At 71.9% G+C, this 22,556-nt stretch carries 1 protein-coding gene (only partly in view); it reads left to right on the top strand.

Features of this window, described 5'->3' with window-relative positions:
* Positions 1–22,556: the 3' portion of a UvrD-helicase domain-containing protein gene (locus ACIRQF_RS30885; protein WP_404097135.1), read on the top strand. It extends 5,983 nt beyond the left edge of the window; 22,556 of the gene's 28,539 nt are visible here — the last part of the coding sequence; its start codon lies beyond the left edge, outside the window; its stop codon occupies positions 22,554–22,556.

The following is a 22,556-nucleotide window of genomic DNA, read 5'->3' as shown; positions in this document are numbered from 1 at the left end:
CCGTCTCCAACGACGCCCGCCTCACCGGCCTGGCCCGCCGCGCCGCCCCCTCCGCCCCCGAAACCCCCGAGGCCGTAGAGACTCCCGCGGTCGAGAGCCCGACCGAAGGCCCCCAGCAGACACCCACCACAACCAGCACTTCTCGCGCGGCCGTCACGCCGACGGCCGACGAGGCTGCACCCGCCCCGGCCGCCACCGGCGTGCCCGCCGCGGCAGCTGGGCAGCCGCCCGCCGCCGTGCCGCCGCCGGCACGCGTGCCCGTCTTCGCCACTCAGCGGGAATGGAACCAGGCCTTCGCCGAGGTCGAAGCCGCCGAGCTCGCGCTCGGCCGCGCCGCCGACCAGACCTGGGACCGCGACAGCATCCCCCAGGCCTTCACCCAACTGCGCCGCCACCTGCTCGAGGCCGTTGCCGCGCACGAGGACCGCGACGGACACGACACCGAGGCTGCCCTCACCAACTCCCTGAACCAGGCCGAGCAGCTCCTGCGCTCCCTCAAGGGCCGCGACCGCGCCACCATGCAGGCGCCCCTGAGTGAGTACACCCGCCTCGCTCGCACCTTCCTCGACCGCCACCGCGCCACCCTGGCCCAGCACGCCGGCGAGAACGACCTGGCCGCCACCATCGAAGCCGCGGCACGCGCCCAGTTCGAAGAGTTCATGGCCACCTGGAGCCAGAACAACCAGGAGCTCATCCAGGCCGTCCGCGACGGCGACGACGACACCGTCCGGGCCCTCGCCGCCGCCGACCCCACCGCCAATGGCACCCCCGCACCCCAGAACCCCACCACCACCCCTGCCCCAGCGGGGGAGCCCGCAGAGGAGTCCGGGCAGGACACGGCCACGAGCGACGACTTGGACCCCGAGGACCGCTGGATCCTCGGCGAGGACCGCCCCGCACCGTACGCCACCGACAACCAGCACGACTCCGCCGGCCGCGCACGCGAGGACCTGCATGCGCTGTACGACCAGTGGCGAGAAGACTTCGAACAGGATCTCCCCGCCGAGCCTGCCGAAGAGCTCGCCCTGGCCATCGCGGAGTTCGTCGACTCCTTCGAACACGCTCAGCGAACCCCCGATGCGGACTGGGGCCTCCAGCTCCAGGCGTACACCCGCATCCACATGGCCGCCGATGCCCTGGCGACGCAACTGGGCTTCGCCCCGGCCGACCGCCGCACCACCAACGGCCGGCTGCGCCACCTCGCGCGCACCGCGGCCCTCCACGTCGACCGCCTCGCCCACACCACGCCCGCCGAGCCCGACGAAACGTGGCTGCGCGAGACGGCCCGCCGATTCGAAACCCCCTACGCGAACGCGGCCGAGGTCCAGCAGGCGCTCGACACCCTGGCCGAGGCCGCCGCACAACGCACCACACCGAACGGACTCGAGCGCACCGAGGCACAGTCCGCTCTCCTGAAGGCACGGGTGGCCGCCGCGCGGATCCCGGGCGGCGCCGCAGCTCACCTTCACGCCCTGTCCGCCCTCGCCCGCGCCACCGGCACCGTGGACGTGACCACCGCCACCGGCAAACTCCCCACCCACCTGGGGCGCCTCGCCCGGACGATGCTCACCGATCCGGACCTGGCCGACACCCTGTGCGCCCATGCCCCGCGCCCCCTAGCGGTCGCCGCCCGTGACCTCGATCCGGCAGCGCCCTACGCACACACCGACGGACGACCCGACCCGGAGGGAGAGGAACGCTCGCACAGCGCCCGCGTCAGCTCCGCGAACCGCGCCCACGCCCAGCTCCGACCGAAGAAGGCGGCCACCGAGCGCCGCCTGTCCCGGCTCCTGGAGGAGATCGACCGCCGCCCGCTGCACACGGACGACGGCCTCATCGACCCCGTCTGGCCACACCTGCTCGACGAAGCAGCCCAGCTGGCCCGCCAGGTGAGCCGCGAACACGAACAGGAGGGCTATCGCGCCTACCGGGAGAACGACTTCGGCGCCTTTGCGGCCGAAGCCACCCACCACGCTCGCAGGCTGCACGCCACCCTCATCGAAACGGACGGGCGCCTCGACGCCGAGCTGGACACCCTCACCCAGCAGGCGCTCGCCGACCCCGAACTGCTCGCCGCGATGGGCACCCCCGCCCACCCGCTCACCCGCCACGCCCCCGTGCCCTACGCCCCGGCCCTGCTGGACTGGCTGAGCGCACGCGCCGACCAGATGAGCCCGCTGCTGCGGCACACACTGCACGCCGACTTCACCCCGCGCGGCTTCATCGGCGCCTTCGCCCGCCTGGCGGACATCGTCGCCCGGCACGCCACCGGCACCGAGCCCGCGCGCACCGGCGGCCGCCTCCCCCTCCCGCCCCAGTGGCAGCAGCACGCCGAACTCATCGACCGGCTCCTGGACGCCGCCGCGAGCGACCCGCGCACCGTCGGCGTCACCGTCAGCAACGAACCCCTGGACCGGCAGGTCGTCGACGTGGTCCGCGAATGGATCCAGGAGCAGGTCGCACAGCAGGTCGGCACGCCCGGCGACGCACACGAGGCCGCCCTGATCGACGCGTTCTTCGGCGACGACGCGGCGATCGACCTGCTCGCCGCGCACATCACCGCACACACCGCGCAGAGCGCCCGGCTCGCCCTGCAACCGCAGGACGACACCCTGTACGCCGTCCAGCGCGGCCGCGAGACGTTCGTGTGCCGCGGCGACGAGCTGCACCAGCGCCTCGGCGCCGACGCCGGCCTGCGGATCTCCTGGCAGGGCGAGGACCCGTGGACCCTGTGGTCGCGCGACAGCGGCCGAACCGGCACCCTCCAGCCTCTGGCCGCCCAGGACGATGCCGCACGCTTCGTCTCCCTGGCCCGCGGCATGACCGTCAACGACGCCCGGGCGTTCCTCGCCAACCACTACCGCGACTGGCCCGGCCTGTCCGACCTCGACACCGACACCTTCACCGCGCTCATCACCTACGCCGCCACCGGGATCCCCCCGGTGGCCGTGCAGGCGCCGGATGCCGGCACGCCCGTGCGCGCCGAGCAGGCGGGGGAGCGGGCTCTGGAAGTCCTCCACCCCAACCCCTTCCCGCCGGGCCCGGAGGCCGTCCAGGCCGCAGACCTCCTCCTGTCCGACTTCGGGCAGTGGCTGGCCGAGCACCGCTCGCTGCTCGAGGACGTCACGCCGTGGCACACCCAGGCCACCGAGGACGCCCTGGCCGACGCCGCCGCGAGCCTGCCTGAACCCGGGCGGGCTCGCGGCGGACCGGCAGAGCACTGGCGGGCCATGTCCGAGGCGCACCAGCACCTGCTGCTCCTGCGCGGCGAACTGACCGACAAGGGCGAAGCCCGCCCGATGCACCGGGCCCTCACCCAGCTCACCACCCTGCTGCGGCGCAGCGACAACTACCTGGACCGCGCCGCAGTCCGCGGCGTGCCCGACGTCCGCCGCGCCTCGCTGCGCAAGGCCGCCGGGAAGACCACCTTCACCAGCCCGCAGCAAGCGGTCGCCGCTCTGGCCGACCTGCAGTCCGCCTGGCGCGAGTGGGCCGAGGAGGTCGGCCCACTCGACCAGCTTTCCTCGGCGGAGCGGCACTCCGTCATCGCGCTGTCCGCCCTGCTGGACCCGCCGAGGCCCGGCGCGACCCCGAACGGCTGGGTGGCCCTGCTGGACCAGGTCGTCGACATCACGCGGCTGCGGGCCCAGGAGGTCTCCGACCGCATGCTCGGCTGGCAGGCCCTGGACGGTGTGGTGACGCAGATGCGGCGTCGCTGGGCGGCCACCATGGTCAACGAGCCGGACCTGGCCGCGGCCGCCGCGCGCCAGAGCGGCATCCTGCACCTGACACGCCTCGAACTGGGCCCAGCCAATCCCCCCACCAGCCATAAGGACTTCGCCGCCCGGCACGCCTACCTCATCCGGCTCGCGCAGCAGGTGACGGACTCCGGCGCGCTGACACCCGACGAATCGGCTAGCGAGCGGACGCTGCTCCGGCTCCTTCAGCACCTGACCGGCGAGCACAGCGACCTCACCTTGGGCGTCTCCCCGGTCCTGCCCGCCCTGTGCCACCGGATCGCAGAGCTGACACGGCAGGTCTGGCACGAGCAGTCCGACGAGGGCAAGTTCGGTCACGGCGACCCGCTCATGACCCTGGAGCGCACCATGGCCCGGCACGCGAGCGTCGCCCAGAGCCTCGTCGACGAAGCCGACCCGCAACTCCAGCAGGAAGCCGCCGCCCTCACCGCGCAGGCCCGCGCCGACGAACAGCTGCTGTCCACCGTCCACTACCACGCCGCGTCGACGGCCGAGGTGCCCCAGGCGCCGGCGCTGTGGGCGTGGCTGGAACAGCGCGAGCAGGACATGTCACCCCGCCTGCGGCGAGCCCTGCACAGCGACATCGGACCGATGGGCGACTTCGTCGGCCTCTTCGGCACCATGTGGCGCACCCTGCTCCGGGACGTTCCCGCCGACGCGGCAGGGCAGTTGAGCCCGCTGCCCTCCGCCGGCACCGACCTTCCCGACCGGTGGCTGCCGTGGGCCGAGCAGGTGGCCGCAGTCGCGGACGCGGCCAGCAGCGACATCGACCTGCGCCTGCGCCTGACCGGCAGCTTGGGCGACGACCCGGATGACCTGATCAGCCGCTTCACCGAGGCACACCTCGCCGCCCAGCAGGACATCCTGCCCGCCGGCCTACTCAGGCTGTACTTCGGCGCAGACGATGCGCCCACCACCGCCGCCGAACACCTCAACACCTACCTGGTCCGCGAAGTCACCGCGCGCCTGCAGGCCGCCAACGCCCCCACCACCCCCGCCCCCGGGGTGCCGGTCGAGGCAGCCGCGCTCGCCGCTTGGCACCTTCAGGACCCGCAGGGCATGGGGGACACCGAGGACCCCTACCCCGACCAGGCCGCCGCCCGCACCGGCGCCCTGCAACTCCTCGCCGCTCTCGGTGAGTTCACCCGCACCTGGAGCGGACACCAGTACATCAGCGAGAAGGCCGTCAAGGAGATCGCCGACGAAGCGGCCACCGCGCTGTGGCACGACGCGACCGCCGAGCAGATCGGCACCCGCCCCGACGCCGCCCACTGGTGCCGCACGCTCGTCGACCTCGCCCACGCCTTCCAGCTCCGCCTGGAAGACGACGGCATCCGCGAGTCCAGCATCAGCGTCCTGGCCTCCGCGGCCTACGACCACGCCGCCCGCATGCACGTCACCACCGAAACCCTGGCCGCCACGGGAGAACAGACCTGGCCCAGCGGAGCCGAGGACGGCGAGCAGCAGCGCGCCCGCACCCTCGCCCAGACCATCGCCGCCCACCTTCCCGCCTCCCAGCTGATGCGCACCGCCGGATCCCCGACCTGGGACGACACCGTCACCTACACCGCGGCCGAGCTGTACGCGATCGCCCTGCGCACCGGCACAGAGATCCCGGTCTGGGACAACGGCGTCCTCACCATCAGCGCAAGCGACAGCGAGCCGCGGATCTTCACCCCGGTGGGCGAGACGGCCGGCGACACCATGCGCCTGGCCCTGCGCCGCCCCATCGGCGCCCCGCTGGAAGAGCACCACCAGACCTTCGAGACCACCCTCACCGAGCCGATCACCATCGCGGCCGAACTCGACGAGGCCGGCGCGGCGCTGACCGAGCTGCACAAGGACGCGGTGCGCCACCTGCGCACCGTCCTTGACGACAACGAGCAGATCAACGCCTTCGACCAGGCCCTGCCCTTCATCGGCGGCGCGGGCAACTGGCACCACCAGGCCACCCAGGCACGCGAGTTGGCGACCAGCGCCAGCCGGACGCTCCACGCCGTCGAAGAAGTCATCGGACGGCACAGCAGGCACCACACGGCACAGCCCGCCCACCACGCCCTGCTCCTCGTGAGGCAGGCCGCCGAGCGGCTCGCCGACCACCTGGCGCCCGACGGCATCAGCACCACCGGCGAGACCTACCCGGCCCAGGAGATGCAGCAGGACCAGGAACGCATCACCGCGCTCGCCTACCTTCTCGACCACCTGCCCTTCGACGACGACATGCCCCCCGAGGCGGGCCACGACCTGGAGGAGGCCCTCCGCCTCACGGACGGACACCGGGGCGTCGGCGGACTCGCCGGAGAGCTCCACCGCCATCAGAAGGTCGCGGCCGCCGCCAAGACCGTGCTCAACAACAGCGGACCCCAGCGCGGCTTCTTCGCGCTGGCGCTGCACAACCTGGCGCGCCATCACGTCGACCGGCTCGCCCGCCATCTCCTCACCCTTCCCACCGACGGCGCCTCCACCCACCGTCCGCCCACCCCCGACGCACCAGCCGCGGCTGTGGCGCCGGTCCCGCCCGGCGCGCAGCCCTACGCCGGCGTCGCAGCGGGGCTCGCCGCGCAGGAGGACCTCCTGGAACTGGTGCGCGCCGCGGTGCTGGAGGGCCAGCGGCCCCTGACATCCGGGCATGCGCCGATCGTGCTGGCCGCCCTGATGCAGGCGAGCGATCACGGCATCGTCTACAGCGACCACCGCGCCCTGGCCGCGTTCGCGGAACAGCTGAGGGGCCAGGCACACCTGCGCCGCCTGGACCAGATCGACGACGCCAGCAGGCTCGAGGCCGCGGCCCGGGCCGCGGCCACGCACGCCGGGAACCTCGCCGCCACCGAGCGGGACACCGATCCCCGCCTTACCCTCGCGCTGCTCGAACTGCGCCGCAGGGCCGAAAACGATCCCGAGCTCGCCGCTCACGCCGAACCCGGCGCCGATCCACAGGCCGCCCGGCAGGCCGCGGCCGACTGGCTGTACGGCACCGCGTGGCACGACGACCTGCCCGAGGAGCAGATCACCCTGCTCACCGACGTCATCCAGCGCGGCGGGGGAGACGTTCTGGGGGACGGGCCGCTCGCCGCCTGGTGGCAGACGCTGAAGGCCAGCCGCCCGGCCGCCGTCACCGCGGCACTCCACAGCGAGTTCCCCGGCGGCACGGTGCGCCGGTCGATCACCGCGTTCCGCAACCGGCGTTCCCCGCTCCTGGACCAGATCGAAGAGGTCCTGGCACTGGACGCGGTCCGCGAGAAGCTCGCCAGCCCCCACACTGACGACCTCGGCGCGGCAGCGCTGCGCCGCCCGGCGCGCATCCTCGCCCGCGACGAGAAACTGGACGATCGCGCCAGCGCCTACCGGGCCACCCTCGACGTGGCCCGGGCCGCCCGCTACCTCGCTGAGCGGGCCGCGTACCACCAGTTGCCGGACGCCGACCAGGCGGTCATCGCCGCCCTGGCGGCATCCGCACAGGGACTGGCAGCCGACTGGATCGCCTCCGCCGACGAGCCCCGCATCTTCCCCGACGGCGCGCAGGCCCCGCTGTGCCCGCCGTCGGCGGCCACCGCGCCCACGGGCACTGTCACCGCGGCCGAACGTGATCTGGCCCGAGTCCTGGACGGCAGCGGGCTGGTGCCCGCCGCCTGGGGCGGCGGCGGATACACGCTGGCGCCGAACCTGGACGGCACCGTCGCCATCACCCTGACGATGATGCCGTTCGAGGCACCCAATGAGCGTGACGCTCGCATCTGGAGCCTGCACGATCTGGGCTGGCGGCCCGTTACCGTCGACGAGGACAACCCGCGCAGCGCCCACCGCGGCGAGGCCCGCCACGTGACCGTCACCCCGCCCCGCGGCCTGGACGCCGAACGCCATCACCTCGCCACCGAAGTCCACGCCATCCTGGACGCCCACCGTCGGCGCGGCGACCGCACCGAAACCTTCCAGGTGCGCCCGGCCACCGAACGCGACTTCCCCGGCGCCGCTGACACCGCGGCCGTCATTGCGACCGGACGCCGCACCCTCGACGCCGACCTCAAGCGCGCCGGATACACCACCGAACGCCTCGGCGCACGCGGCGTGGTGGTGCGCTGGCCACAAGGCGCGGTGCCGATCGGACCGGACAGCCCCGCCCATGCCACCCGGCCCGACGCAGTGCGCCTCGCCGCCGTGAGGGCGGCTCTTCGGCCGCTGCACACACAGCTCACCAGCCTGCTGGCCGCCGCCCAGGACGCGCACCCCAGCCTGAACGGACTCGACGCACTCAGGGACCTGAGCGCCGAACTGGACGCGCTCGACCAGGAATTCCCCCTGTCCAGCTTCCCGCCGCACGTCCTAGGCCAGTCGCCGCGCCGCCACGCACTGGAGCGCACCGTCGTCTACGGCCTGCTCGACCGGCTCAAGCGAGAGGGTGCACCGCACAACGAGACCCTCGACCGGGCCCTCGTCGAGGCCCACGGGCAGGGCGCCGACCGATACGTCCACGAGCTCGCCAGGACACTGCAGCACCTGCTGCACGAGTACGCCAGCGGCCGGGACGACTTGGCCCGCACACGACTCGCCAACCCCCGCCCCACCTGGGAAGAGGAACAGCGCAGCCGCGACCACGAGTCCACCCCCGCCCCCGCGCCTGCCCAGACGAACGCCCCGGCCGCCCAGGCGACGGCCAGCACCGCGCCGTCCAGCGATGCGCCGTCCAGCGATGCGGCGCGCGCCGAGCGCGACGCAGGGCCTGACGCGACCGACGACCAGCCGAGCGCCCTCCCACCGGCCGCCGGCGGCGGCGCCGGACACGACAACCCGCCACCTCCCGCGCCCGGAGGCAACGACGAACCCGAACAGCCCGCCGAGCGCCCCGACGGCGAACAGCCCGTGCAGCCCGTGCAGGCCACGGCCTTCACCCACTTCAAGCAGATCAGCGCACCGCGCCGCGCCCTCAACCAGGCCATCCGCGCAGTGGCACGCACCCGCCACTTCAAGCAACGGGCCAGCCAGGCGGGTCCCGAGACGGCGCTGAGCGACGCCCTGACAACCTTCACCCGGGTCTCCCTGCGCGATCCCGCCGACTTCCACGCGGCCGTCGAAGGCATCCACGCAGCCGTCACCGCCGTGCAGAGCGCCTGGCAGGAGACGCCGATGCCCGCCGACGCCGCCCAGGCGCTGTCCGACCTGGTGCAGGCAGCCGACTCCTTCACCGCCGCCTGGCGGGCCACCGCCACCTCGGACGCCTGGGAAACCCTCTACACCGGCGTGCCGCGCCCCACTGCTGCACAGGCACCGCCGGCGCCGTCGACCGCCTCCGCGCCCACGATCCCGGAGTCAGGGAGCCCGGTCGCACCTCAGGGTCTGGACGTCACCGACTGGGCCGTGCCGGGCGTCACCCTCGCTCAGCAGCACGCCGTCATCCGCACCATGATCAGCCGCTACGGAGTGCTCGCCGCCACCGAACGAGGATCAGGACTCGCCGCGTTCGTGCGCCGGCTGGACGATCCCTCCCAGTGGCACGCCTGGCGCGACGAACTGGTCGGCTCCGGCTACGGCATCTGGCTCGGAGGATCCAACCTCCCCGAGGACCTGCGCGCCCTTGGACGGCTCGACCCCGCCCCCGACGGCATCCTGATCACCACCCAGGGCACCCGCACCCACCCCCCGATCCACATGGTGATGCGCTGGGAGGAACTGCCCGCCTGGATCCAGCTGGGGCTGAACGACCAGACGCGCCGCGAACTCCTCGACGCCGACGATGAGTACGTCACCGCCGTCGCCGCCACCGGGGACGGCAGCGCCGACCGGACCCGGCTGAACAACGCCGAAGAAGCGGTCTGGGACGCCCTGCAAGCCGCCGGCGCCCCCACCTCCCAGGCCCTTGCCGCGTCCTGGAACCGCTACCTTGCGGAACCGGACTCCCTGTTCGAGCTGGAGTCCGCCTCCCCCCAGGACGGCCCCTACACGAGCCTGGAGGAATTCACCCGCGCCACCAGGAACGTGATCACCGCGGCCTGGGCGCTGACCGCTCATCCGCAGTGGCCGGCCGCCGACCCGCGCACCTCCCAGCTGCGCGAGGCAATCGCGGTGGTGCGCGCCTTGAGCCCCACCATGCCGTCCGAGGTCGTCCGCCCGATCCTGATGCTGGCCCACGCCACCCAGAACCCCGACCTGCGTGACGTCCTCCCGCCAGAGCTGGACACCGCGTTCGCCACGCTCACCGACCAAGCCCGCCTGCACGCCGACAAGACGGCCGCCACCGCATGGAGCGAAGCGTGGCGGCAGGTCTTCCCCGCCGCGCTCGAGCCCTGGTACCAGGATCCGTTCCTCATGCCCCGCCTGGGCTACCCCGATCCGCGCCAACGCCCCCTGGCCGCCCACCCCATGGAGCCGCTCGGCGACTACGAGGCCTTCGGTAACCAGACCTACGAGCAGACCACCCACCCCGGCCACCCCGACCGGCTGGCCTACCGCGTCCCCGGAACGGACGGCTACACCGTCGTCCAGGAAGCGATCTGGAGCGGCCCCGCCTACACCCTGCGCACGCCCGACGACACCATCGTGGCCACCCTCGTCAAGGAGGGCTCGGGCTGGCACACCGTGATGGGAGCGCACCTGCCCGGCCACACCGGCCAGCCGCTCACCATCCTGCCCCCGCGGCCGTATGGGCCGGACAACTTCCATCACGCGGTCCTCAACGCCCTGCGCGTCTGGGCCCAGGAGACCGGCCAGCCGCTGCCGGGCCATCCCAGCTACCCCGACGCGATGCGCGTGTCCTGGGCAATCTCCTACCTGGAACCCGTCCCCGCCGCTCTGCGCACCGCCGCCCGCCACACCTGGCCCCTCACCTACACCCAACAGCCCGCCCTCAACCGCGTCCTGGAAGCCCTGGACGAGGTCCAGGCACACGACCGGATCCAGCTCGACGACAGCCAGATCCGCACCAAGGCCGACGCCATCGAGCGCCTCGCCCCCGCCGTGGCCGCGCTGCGCACCCAGCTCGAGAACGAGCGGCAGCACTCCAGCGACCTGTACGGACTCGTGCGGGTGCTGTCCGGATACGCCCACGAGATGCCCGGCCGCCTGCGGACCTTCGCCGACAGCCACACAACCCCCGCTACCGAACCTGCACCTGCTGCCGCGCCGACGCCCGAGACGGCGGCCCCGGCACCGGAGGCCTTGATGACCCCAACCCCCGAGCCCGGCGATGAATCACGGGAAGCCCCGGTGACGGAAGGCGGCGTGTGGGACCCCCACTACCCCGTCCCCGAGACGATCGCTCAACTGTGGAAGACCGCCCAGGCCCAGGGCTGGACCATGACCCGGAGCACCGACGACACCGGCTACGGAAGCCAGCTCCTCAACGTCGAACTCGAAGCTCACACCGTGGTCGGCTACTGGAGCTTCAGCCTCGAGTGGCACCCGCGCAAGGGGAAGTTCCGCGCCGACAAGGAGCGCTCCTTCGCCGAGTGGCCCGACGGCCGTACCGGACCGCGCGGCGGTACAACGCACCCCACGGTCGCGGACGCCCTGAACGCCATGCAGCGCTACCCGGCGACCGCCGCACCCGTAAAGGAGCCCGCAGCGCCCACCGAGCAGGCAGTTGCGGCCGAGTCGACGCCTGCCGCTCCGATATCCGCAGCCGAGCAGCCGGATGCCGCGCAGCCGATGCCGGCCGAAGACCCCAGCGCGGCCACCGAGCCCGACACGAGCGCCGCTATGCCGTTCGACGCGCAGGAAATCGCGGGAATGCCCGGCTACTGGTGGCGCCTGGAGCCGCCGCGTGAGGGGGCCCGCGACGACGTCGAGCGCATCACCGTGGGATACGGGGCCGAGCAGATCGGTCACGGTCACGGCCCCAACGGCGGGGACGGCTCGGTCAGGTGGCGGATCACGGTCGGCACCAACTACATGCCCGGAGAGCGCACCCCGTCCGCCAGCGCGAAGAAGATCGCCGAGCGTCACCAGGCCCTGCAGGAGGCCGCTCTGGTCACCGGGCCCAGGCCCGACGAAGTGGTGTGGATCCACCACGAGCGGGACCACGGAGAGGAGACCCGCACCTACGTCTTCGGCGTCACCGAAAGCGACAAGGACGCCGTGGCCGCCCTCGAAGCTGCAGATTTCATCCCGATGCCCAGCGCCGGCGCCTGGGTCCAGCGCAAGGGGACCCGCCCGGAAACGCGGGCCTACAAGACGGGCCTGTTCGTCCGGCACATGCTCAAGCACGGCCGCTCCATCGCCGTCCACTACAGCCGTGACGGCGCACCCGCCGACACCACCCTGCCCGAGCTCGACAACGATCGGCGCGGCGACCTCGACGCCCTCACCGAGGACGAGCGCAGGGACTGGAGCCCGATCGAGTTCCAGGCCGGGGACCAGGTCCTCCTGAAGGGCTCGCACACTTGGTGGCACACCGTCACCGATGTCCAGCCCGGGCAGATCAGCGTGGAGCTGGAGACCGTCGTCTACGGCGATGTCCTGGCCCGCCGCCGCGGCCAGGACCTGCTCACCGCCGCCGACCCGGTCGGCGACATCACCACGGCCCGCCCCGGCAGCATCCTCCTGAAGGGCAAGGCCCCCGAGGTCCTCGAAGCCGAACAGGCCCGGCTGGAGCTGCCCTTGGCCGACGCCACGCACGCTCCCTTCGTCGAAGCACGTCGCGCCCAGATCGCGACCGAGCGGGAACGGGTCTCGGGCAACCTCGCCGCCACAGAAAAGCGGCGGGCCCGCCTGCAGGCGGTCCTCACCAATCCCAAGGCGCTCAAGGAGCACGGCGGGAAACTGCTGACCAACGAGTGGGGCGAACCTCTCGGCGCCGTCGTCAAGAAGGAGTCCATCGAGAACCTGCCGCGCATGCACAGCGCGTACAAGTTCTTCCTCATCGACCTGGACGGCAACCCTCTGTTCCCTCTGGACCGCAAGGGCGCGGCCCAGGGCGACGCAATCAAGCGCGAGGACCGTCTGAGCACCAAAGCACCGGCCGGCTGGCGGCGCAGCAGCTGGAGCCAGGTGGAGCCCGGCACCGTCATCCGCCTGCCCGAGACCGCCGAGAAGGACCTGTCGCCCGAAAAGTGGTCCGAGCCGCTCACGCTGACCGCCACGCACCGCGGCGCCGACGGCTCCCTCACGGTAGAGGGAACCCGCGACGGACAGCTCGTACGCCGAGAGTTCAGCCGCGTCCACGCCCTGCCAGGCCCGCTGCGGGAGGCGGTCGGAGCATGGGCGGTGCGCCCCGAGACCGTCGTCGCCCGCGCCGCCCGCCCCGCGCTGATCGAGGCCCTGCGGCACACTCACACCAACGTAGTGCTCCCCGGCAGCAGCCTCGAACTCGCCGACGCACTGAAAGCCATCGGGAAGGCGGAGGAGGCGCTCGACGAGCGGCCCACCCCCATCCCCGACCTGCGCAAGCAGATCTCGGCCGCCAGGGATGCCGCCGCCCGCCTGGCGGCGGATGCCGAGCGCACCGGGTGGCCCGAGGTCGCCAAGCGAGCACAGGCAGCCCACGAGGTGGCCCTTCACTGGGCCGACGCCTTCGAGGACGTCGAGGCCACGGCCCAGCAACTGCAGGGCCTCAGCACCGCCCCGGCACCGGAGCCCGAACGCGCGTCGGAGCCGTCTTCCGCAACTCCCTCCGCCGACCCGGAGCCCGCCGCGCAGACGCCGGTCGGCCGGCCCTGGACGCAGATGAGCCGCGAGGACTTCGACAGCGCCCCGTCACCGGCCACACCGGACAGCGAGGCTCTGCCGGAAGGCCAGTTGGACCTCGACCAGTCCGACCCCAGCTCCCCGCGCGACGACAACCAGCCCGGGGACGAGGCGGCAGAGGCGGACCAGGGCGCATCCCAGACGGCCGCAGAGGAGGAGACCCAGCCGGACGAGTCCGCTGCCCGCAACGCCCCGGCACAGGACCGCCCGGAGGACAGCTCGGCCTCGCTCTATGACGCCATGCGCCTCGGCGGCCAGGAGGTGGTCCGCGCCCTGCTGGCGCGCGTCACCGTGGGGGAGTTCGCGGCCGACGGCGAGTTCCTGCGTGCCAGGGTTGTGCTGGACGGCGAGGACATCGGCTCCGTCGTCACCCGCCCCGAAGGCGGATACGCGGCCACCACCATCGAGAACTGGACGTCAAAGCACCCGTTCGAGACTGTGTCCGGTGCGGTTGCCCAGGTCGTCCAGTCCTACGACGAGTGGGTCGCCACCGGCGAAGAGCGCCAGGCTCGCGCCCGCGAACTCGGGCTCGACCAGGCGCCTGCCGCCCCCGGCGGGGAACTGCCTGAGGGCGCCACGCCCGTGCCCGGCTTCCCCGACTACCACCAGGTCAGCGCCTACCCCGGCACCGTGGTGTACGGGCCGGGCAACCGGAAGATCGGCTCGGTCGAGAGCCGCACCTACAACCAGGGCAAGCACAAGACTCTGTACGGCGAAGACAGCCCCATCAAGGGTCACGACACGATCGAGCGGTCCGTCCGTCACCTGGTGGAAGTGCACGCCGAACTCAACGACGTGCCCAACAACCAGACGTGGCTGAACGTGTGGATCGAACACCACCCCGACCACACCAACGTGTGGGGTGCCTCCGAGCAGTATCGCGAGCTCGTGTCCGCGCTCGAGGTGGCCGGCGGCCCGCGCGGCTTCAACCGACGCAACGGGGTGGACGGCGCGCACCGTCAGCACGGCTCGTCCCAGCACACCATGCCGAAGAACCTGACGTACGAAACCCGCACGGAGAAGATCAACACGCTGCGGGCGCTGCTGTCGGCGCGCGGCCGCGAGATACCCGTTTTCGAGAGCCTGGAGGCCAAGCAGGAAGCCGAAGCCGCCGACAGGGCACAGACGGCCACGCCCGCGCCCACCGCACCAGCACGCGAGGTCGGTGCTGGGACTGCGGGCGACGCGGCACCGGCAGTGCAGCACGAGCGGACCGCCCCAGCGAGCCGGGCCGCAGGCCAGCCGTCTCAGGGCCAGGCCGCGCACGGCATGCCGATTGATGCGATGGACGTCGATGACCTCGACGAGACGATCGAGGCGCTGAAGGACGCCACCGATCCGCTGTCGCTGGCCTACCGGCTGCGCGCCGAGCGGCGCCGCTGGGCCGTGCTGCGCCAGGAGGCCGAAGACTGGGTGCCGCAGCCGCAGTACGACGCCGAGGGCAAGCTGATCGAGCCGTCCCGCGGGCAGATCCTGCGCGAGCGGGCCGATGGCTACCGGCTCAACCCCAACGAAGCCCAGGGTGCCGTCGCCAGCGTGGACGAGTTGCCGCCCGCGAAGCCCGGCGCATACACCGATGCCCGGTGGGCGGAGATCGCCGCGGCCGCCGCAGCGGGGGAGGCATTCCCGCCCACTCCTGAGCAGGACATCATCATCGAAGGCGCGGCCCGGCGCGGCCTGGACCTGCGGGTGATGGCCCTGGCTGGCACCGGCAAGTCCACCACCTTGAAGATGCTTTCGCGGCGCATGCCCGGCAAGTCCATCCTCTACCTCGCCTTCAACCGCTCGGTCGCCGACGAGGCGATCGAGGCGCAGCAGCGCGGCGAGTACAGCGAGAACCTCACCCCGACCACCGCGAACTCCTACGCCAACAGCATGGTCGACGAGGCCCTGCTGACCCGGCTGAACTGGCCGAAGCTCAACGAGCAGCAGCTCGCCGACCGGATGCGCTGGCGCTCACGGATCCAGGCGGGCGGCGAGTCGCTGACCCCGCAGCAGGCCGCGTACCTGGCGAGCCGGCTGCTGTCCGAGTGGGTGAAGTCCGCCGACGACGAGTTCGCCGTTCACCACCTCCCCGACGGTGTCTCGCACAACCGGGAGGCGATTTTCGCCGCGATCCGGCCCCTCGCCCAGGAGATGTGGGACAACCTCACCGACCCGAAAGCAACCAACAAGGACCGTGATCTTCCGCTGTCCTTCGACCACACCGTCAAGATGTGGGCGCTCTCCGGCCGGGTCCCCGACACGGATGTGCTGTTCTGGGACGAGGCACAGGACGTCAACCCCGTCATGGAGGGAATCGTCGCCAACGTCCGCGAAGCGGGCATCCAGGTCGTGGCCGTGGGCGACTCCAACCAGGCCATCTACGGATTTAGGGGAGCGACCGACGCCCTGGGACGGCTGCCCGCGGACGCGACCTGCACGCTCACCCAGACCTTCCGGTTCGGCGGCGCCGTCGCCGACATCGGCAACCGCTTCCTGCGCCTGGGCGGCACCCGCATGCGGCTGGCGGGCTGGGACCGCAAGACCTCCCGCATCGAGGAAATCACCCCGGGCGACGAGACGATGCTCATCGCCCGAACCAACGCGGGAGTGGTGCTCGGCGCCGTCGAAGGACTGCGGGCTGGCCGCAAGGTCGCGGTGTCCGGAGGACTGGCCGACCTGCGCAAGTTCCTGGAAGCCGCCGAAGCGCTGCGCGAGGGGGAGCGCACCAGCCATCAGGAACTGGCTCGCTTCAACGGGATGGCCTGGGACGAGATTCTGGAGACGGCCGAGAGTGAGCCCGAGCTCAAGCAGCTCGACTCCATGTTCAAGCTGATGGAGCGGCACAGCGAGGAGCTCGACGCGCTCCTGGAGTCCGTGCGGATGCCGCGCCCGTTCGTTGAGGACGACGGCGAGCGCCTTCATGTCAAATTCGCCTTCGGAGACGGCAACTTCCGGACCACGAAGGAGTGGCTCAAGAGCAAGGGCGTCGGCTTCGGATGGGACGAAGACGGCAGGCGGTGGAGCTTCCCGCCGCCGAGGAAGCCCGCCACCTCCGCGACTGAGGCCGAGCGCCACCGGCTGCGCGAGCGGGTCGAGCAGTACATCGCTGACCACTACATTGCCCCAGCCAGCGACAACGGCGGGCAGGTCGTCGACCAGGCCGCACCGCACGACCTCCTGGTGTCCACTGCGCACAAGGCCAAGGGCATGGAGTCAGAGCGTGTCCGGATCGCCGGGGACTTCTGGGGTCCCAAGGAATCGGCCAGCGGTGGCATCGACTGGGACACGATCCCCGAAGACGAGGAACTGCGCCTGGCCTACGTCGCCGTCACCCGCGCCACCGACATCCTGGACGCCGGCTCGCTCGGCTGGATATACGACGTCACCCGCGATGAGGACCCGATGCAGGAGCCGGATGGCATCTACCTGCGTGCGTGGCAAGTCAGCGACTTGGAAGCCGGGAACCGGGTCACCTTCTGGAGCGAGGACGGAGAGAGCCTCCTCGACGGGGACATCGCGGAGATCGACGGCACCACGCTCCTCGTCCGCACCGAGGACGGCCGCACCTCGCCGGTCGTCACCGGTCAGATTGTCCGTCGTGACGGGGAGGACCAGCCGCGCCTGCCCGTGGCCAGCGACGAGGAACTGGACACGGCTCTCAACAGCGGCCAGTTCGTGCCGCCGGGGGCATCCAACCAGAGCGGCACGGCCTCCCCGGACACGGAGGCGCCCAGTCCCGGCGCCGAGCGCAGCACCGGTGGCCAGGCACCGGCGGCACCGAACACGCCGCCCGCCGCCGACGGCATACGGGAGGAAGCCGCCGTGGAAACACCGGAAGCGACTGAGCCGCAAGCTCCGGCGGCTCCCCCCACCGCAGACGACACACCGCAGACGGCTCCTGACCGGGAAGCATTCAGGGCGCTCAAGCCGCCCGAGACCCATGCCCTCACAGCGCCGGACGGCACCCTGTGGTGGGGCGGCCGAGCATCCGAACGCAAGAAGGCGATGCCGCAACCAGTTCTCGTCCGGCTCAAGTTCGGTCAGCGCGGCGTCGTCGACGTCGAGAACGCTGTCACCGGCAAGAACATCGACCGCATCCGCACCGGAACACCGTTCTTCGCCGCGGCCCCGCTCACCGCCGAACAGCAGCAGGAGCCGTCCACCGGCTCCCCGGCGAGCCAGGACGCCGCTCCGGCCGAGGAGAAGACCCCCGCCGCGCAGCCCGCCACCGCAAACGGTGACGCTCCGGCCGCCGACCACGCCCCCGAACCCGCAGCGACCGCCGTGCGGGCGCCGGACACCCAGGCCCCGGCGTTCAAGGTCGTCGCCCGGGCCACGGACGCCGGCCGGCGCTGGGCCGTCGTGGACCGCGCCAGCGGGGACGTCATCTGGATCCGCCACCAGGGACAGGAACCCTTCGAAGCAGTCTTCGCGTCCAAGGACGAGGCCGAGCGCATCCGCAGCAGCCTCGCCCTCGCGCCCGACCTTCGCGTCCCCGCCCCCGACCCGGCAACTGACGCCCCCGGCACGACCGAGGCACAGCGACGCGAGCCGGGCCCCGCCCTCGCACCGGTCCTGGGCAAGGTCATCGCCAAGGACACCCGCGGCACCGACCAGCTGGTAAAGGTCCAGGTCGGCGACGAGGCCAGCGGCATGCGGGTCTACGTCGCCTGGAACCCCGTCGGCGCCGACCAGGTCCAACTCGACCAGCCGGTGTACCTCTCCGGCACCCTGGGCGCCGAGTCCGCCTTCCACGGACGGCTCGAAACCTCGGTCGAGGGCGGCACGGTGGAAGGCGAGCAGGCCGCCCACGACCGCCGCAACCTCACCCAGCCCACCCCTGAGGGCTGGATACCCGCCGACCCGAGCACCCCTTCCGCTCTTGAAGTGGGCCAGCAGGCCCGCATCCTCGACCCGCACCACCCCGCGCACGCGACCACCGGCCAGCCGGGTACGCAGCAGCTGTACAGCACGGTCACCGTGGAGCTGGCCGACGACGAGTCGTACGCCGGCACCAGCGCGGACGGCCGTGTCCTGGTCTTCACCCCGGACCAGGTGGTTGCGGTGCCAGCCACCGGCGCCGAGCGGCCGCAGCCGACCGCCCCGGCCCCGGAGCCTGCTGCGGAACAGGACGTCTCACGTGAAGTTTCCGCCGCCCTGCTCGCCCGCCTCAGGAGCAAGGAGTTCGATTACGGCAAGCGTGCTGGCCGGTGGACCGTCGCCGACCTCGAACCGCGCCCGGACGGCTCCCGGGTCGAAGTCCTGCTGCGCAAGAGCGGTGAATGGGCTCAGGCCGTCGAGGTCGGCCCGCACACCCTGCGCGACGAGCGCGGCCACTTCCACGGGCTCGAAGAGGTGCTGGCCTGGAGGGATGCCACCCAGCTCGTCACCCTCCTAGACCGCCGCGAACGTACCCCCAGCCCGGGAGCGGTGGCCCCCGTGCTGGTGCAGGACGCAACGCCCAAGCCCCCGCTGTTCTCCAGCCCGCCGCAGAGCATGGCATCCGCCGAGCTCGAAAGCCGGGCCACGGCCCTGGACCAGTGGCTCAACGCGTACGCGGCACAGGGCGACACCGGCGCCAGTGTCCGCGCCGTCGAGCAGCGGGACGCGCTGCGCACCGAGCTGGAGCAGCGCCGCCTGCGCCGGATGGACGCCGAACAGCTCGGCGGCATGGACGGCCTCCGCCAGGACCTGGCAGACCTCACCCTGGAGACGCCCGACCCCAGCGGAGTCCAAGTCGTCCTGCGCAACGGCGCCCCCCTGGGCACCGTCGTGGCGAGCGCCGAGGGCTACCGCTTCGTCCCCGACGGCCAGCTGGCCCTGGCCGAGGGCACCGCCTACGCCAGCCCCGACGGCGCCGCGGTCGCGCTCAGCCGCTTCCTGGCCGGCGTCCCCGAGAACCAGCCCCTCCACAAGCCCGCAGGGCCCGCGCCGATCCCGGCCCCGCGTTTCGTCCTCACCGACGAGGACAAGTTCGTCCACACGGCTGGCGAGTTCGCCCGCACGCCGGAGGGGAAGAGGATCCCCACCGGGGCCGACCGCAACATGCTGCTCAAGGCCCACCTGAGCGGCATGGTCCGCTACAAGGACGACCCGGACCAGCGCAGCCAGCAGATGATCGTCGAGATCTGCCGCAAGCACGGGAAGACCGAGGCCGGGACGCACCTGAGTTCCGGAGGCCGACTCGCGATCATCACGGTCGCCCCCGAGCGCTACGAAGTCCGTGCACCGGACCGGCTCACCAAGGTGTTCGGTCCCTGGGGCGAGCAGATCAAGACCCGCGAGCGCGCAAACCGGATCGCGGACGCCCTGGAAAGCATCCGCGACGAACAGGGCCGCCCCTTCCCCTGGGACATGCCCAACCCCACCCGCCGGGCCCTGCCCATGAAGGCCCTCCACTGGAAGGACCAGCACGGCCACGACATCAGGCAGGCGATCCTGCACGCCCTGGTCACCCAGGGCCTGGACGAGCGGGACGGCCGCTACGCGAAGGAGTACTACGAGAGCACCGGCCGGCGGCTGACCGCCCCCGCAGTCCAGGCCACGGCTCGGCCCGCGCCTCAGCCGACCGACCCCTCCATGCCGGCACCGGACGACTTCGTGATCACCAACGTCAAGAAGGTCCTCGGTGAGGTGGCCGCCGCGGACGGCACCTTCTGGTGGAAGGGCGAGGTCAACAACCCGCAGGCGACCCAACTGCTGTCGAACCGAGAACCCCTTGAGGTTCCGGTCCTGGTGCGGATCGAGGAATCCGCCGACACCAAGGGCGCGAGCATCGGCTGGGTCCGAGTCCTGGACGCGGCCACCGGTGAACCACTGCTGAATGAGGCCACCGGCAAACCCCTCAACGTCCGTTCCACCAGTCACGTCCTGGTGGCCGCACCTCTCGCGCCCGCGGCACCGGCGGGGGAGAGCGCCCCGGTACAGCGGCGCTTCGCCTCCCTCGGCCAGGTCCGCACCCACCTGATGGCCGCGAAGATTCCCGGGCTGCGCCCGGGACGCCGGACCGAGGTACGCGAGCTCGCCAAGAACCGCGAACTGGTGGACCTCACTGACGACGGCCAGTTCGCCATCCGTCAGACCGGCGACACCTTCGAAGTTCTGCCCGCCGGCAGCGGCCTGCCCTTCGACGGACTCCTGCCCGACCTCTACCTCACCCCCGATGCCGCCCACGACCTCGCCGTCACCCCTCAGCCGCTGGAGGGCCTGCCCTCCCTGGAGGAAGCACGCGAATTCGCCGGCCGGCTCACCGAGCTGCGAACCACCGGTGGGGAGCTGATCGACTGGAGCGATCCGCAGCTCGGCGCCCGGTTGAGCACCGCAGACCTCGTTCACCTCAACCACACGGTCCTGGAGGAGCGCGCCCACCACGACCGCGCGAACGAGAACGCCAACTCCCCCAGCGACGCCATGTGGCGGCTCTTCGAGGACCAGCCCGAGCGGGCCGCCCAGAGCACCGACATGCGCTGGGCCGACACCCTCACCCCCGGTGACTGGGTATGGCTGCGGATCGACGACGAGGACAAGGCCTGGGAGGTCATCCAGCGCACCGACACCCAGTTCGGCACCGTCGCGATCACCCTGGACGACGACAGCACCTGGCAGTTGCCCCGCAACCTGTCCGTACAGCACCCGGGCGACGACATCGTCCTCGACAACGACGGCGAGACCATCGGCCTGCGTCTGGGCGCGGACTTCGTCCTCGGCGACGACGTCATCGAGTTCGACCTCGCCCCCGACGGCACCCCGCTCGCACCGACCGGTGCCGCCGGAACGCCTCCGGCCGGCACCACCCGGATTCGCGGCCGCGCACGCGTGACCCACCACCACCCCCACGGCGGCGGCGAGCGCACCTACCTGATGGATGCCACGATCGTCAACGGCGAGGACATCGAGCCGGCCCCGGTCAAACTGGCCACGACCGCCTTCGAATTGCCCGAGCACGTCTACCGACTCTCCCTGCGCGCCCCGCTCGCACACCAGGAAGCGCAGCCACAACCCCCGTCCTTGGCCCGGCCGGTCACCGCATCGAGGCAGGGGGCGGATACCGAGTTCGTTGAGGATCTGGGTGTCAGGTTCCCGATCCGCTTTGCCAACGAACTTCAACTCTCCGCAGAGCTCAAAGCAGAACTCAAAGCAGAACTGGAGGCAGAATCCGCCCCCGATCAGGACATCGACGCAGAGCTCGACGCGACTTTGGAACTGGCAGCCGAACTCGAAGCAGGCCTGGAGGCGGAGGAAGCATCCGAACTCGCTACCGACACCGAGCCGGACTTCGACCCCGATCCGGAGCCGGAGGAAGCCCCGGAGTTTGAAAACGCGCAGGACTCTCCGAACGAAGCGGATGCCGAGCAGGACCAGGAGCAGGAAGAGGCGGGACCGCAGAATGTGACGGCGCTCCCACCCCGGCTGCCCAAGGGGGAGGAACTGCGCCTGAGTCTGTTGCGCCTGCTCAAGGCCCCAGACGCCCCCACCACACCCACCGAGCACACGGTCCTCGATGACGCCCCGCTCTACGTACGGGTTGCCCACAGCCCCCGGCACGGACGGGTCGTCCAATTCGGATTCGATCCCACAACGCCCCGCGCCGCCGCCCAGTTCACCGCTGCCGAACTTGAAGGCGCCACCGGAGAACAGGTGCTGCGCGGCGTCATGGCCCGACACCCCCAGCCCCAACCGCTCTCGGCGAATCCCGGACCGCTGACCCCCGACCGGCTGCGTGAGGACCTCCTCAAGCTCATGGACAACCCGGCCGCACCCAGCGTCCCCACCCTCCAGAGCAAGATGAGCGCCCTCGACCTGTACGTGGCAGTCACCGGGCATCCGGAGTACGGAAGCGTGCTGCGCTTCGGGTTCGATGCCAAGTCGGCACCGGCCGGCCTCTTCACCCGTGAGGACCTCCAAGGCGCCACCAGCGACAACGTGGTCCAGATCGTGGAGCGCTACGGCGAAGCCTTCGTTCAGCAGCGCATCGACACCGACCGCGCGCGTCGGGTCCGCGACCGCGTCCAGGCCGCAGCCCGGCAACGCCAGGGGCCCCAGCCGTCGTCCCCGGCCGCGCCTTCCGGACCAGGCCGTCAGCAGCGTCCGGAAGAGCACGGACGGCAGGCTGCACCGACTGCTTCCCCGAGCCGGTGA

Origin of the sequence: Streptomyces sp. NPDC101191, from assembly GCF_044767915.1 — a bacterium.
Classification (GTDB): Bacteria; Actinomycetota; Actinomycetes; order Streptomycetales; family Streptomycetaceae; genus Streptomyces.
The sequence above is the reverse complement of the archived record's forward strand: the minus strand, read 5'-3'. Positions and strand labels throughout refer to the sequence as shown.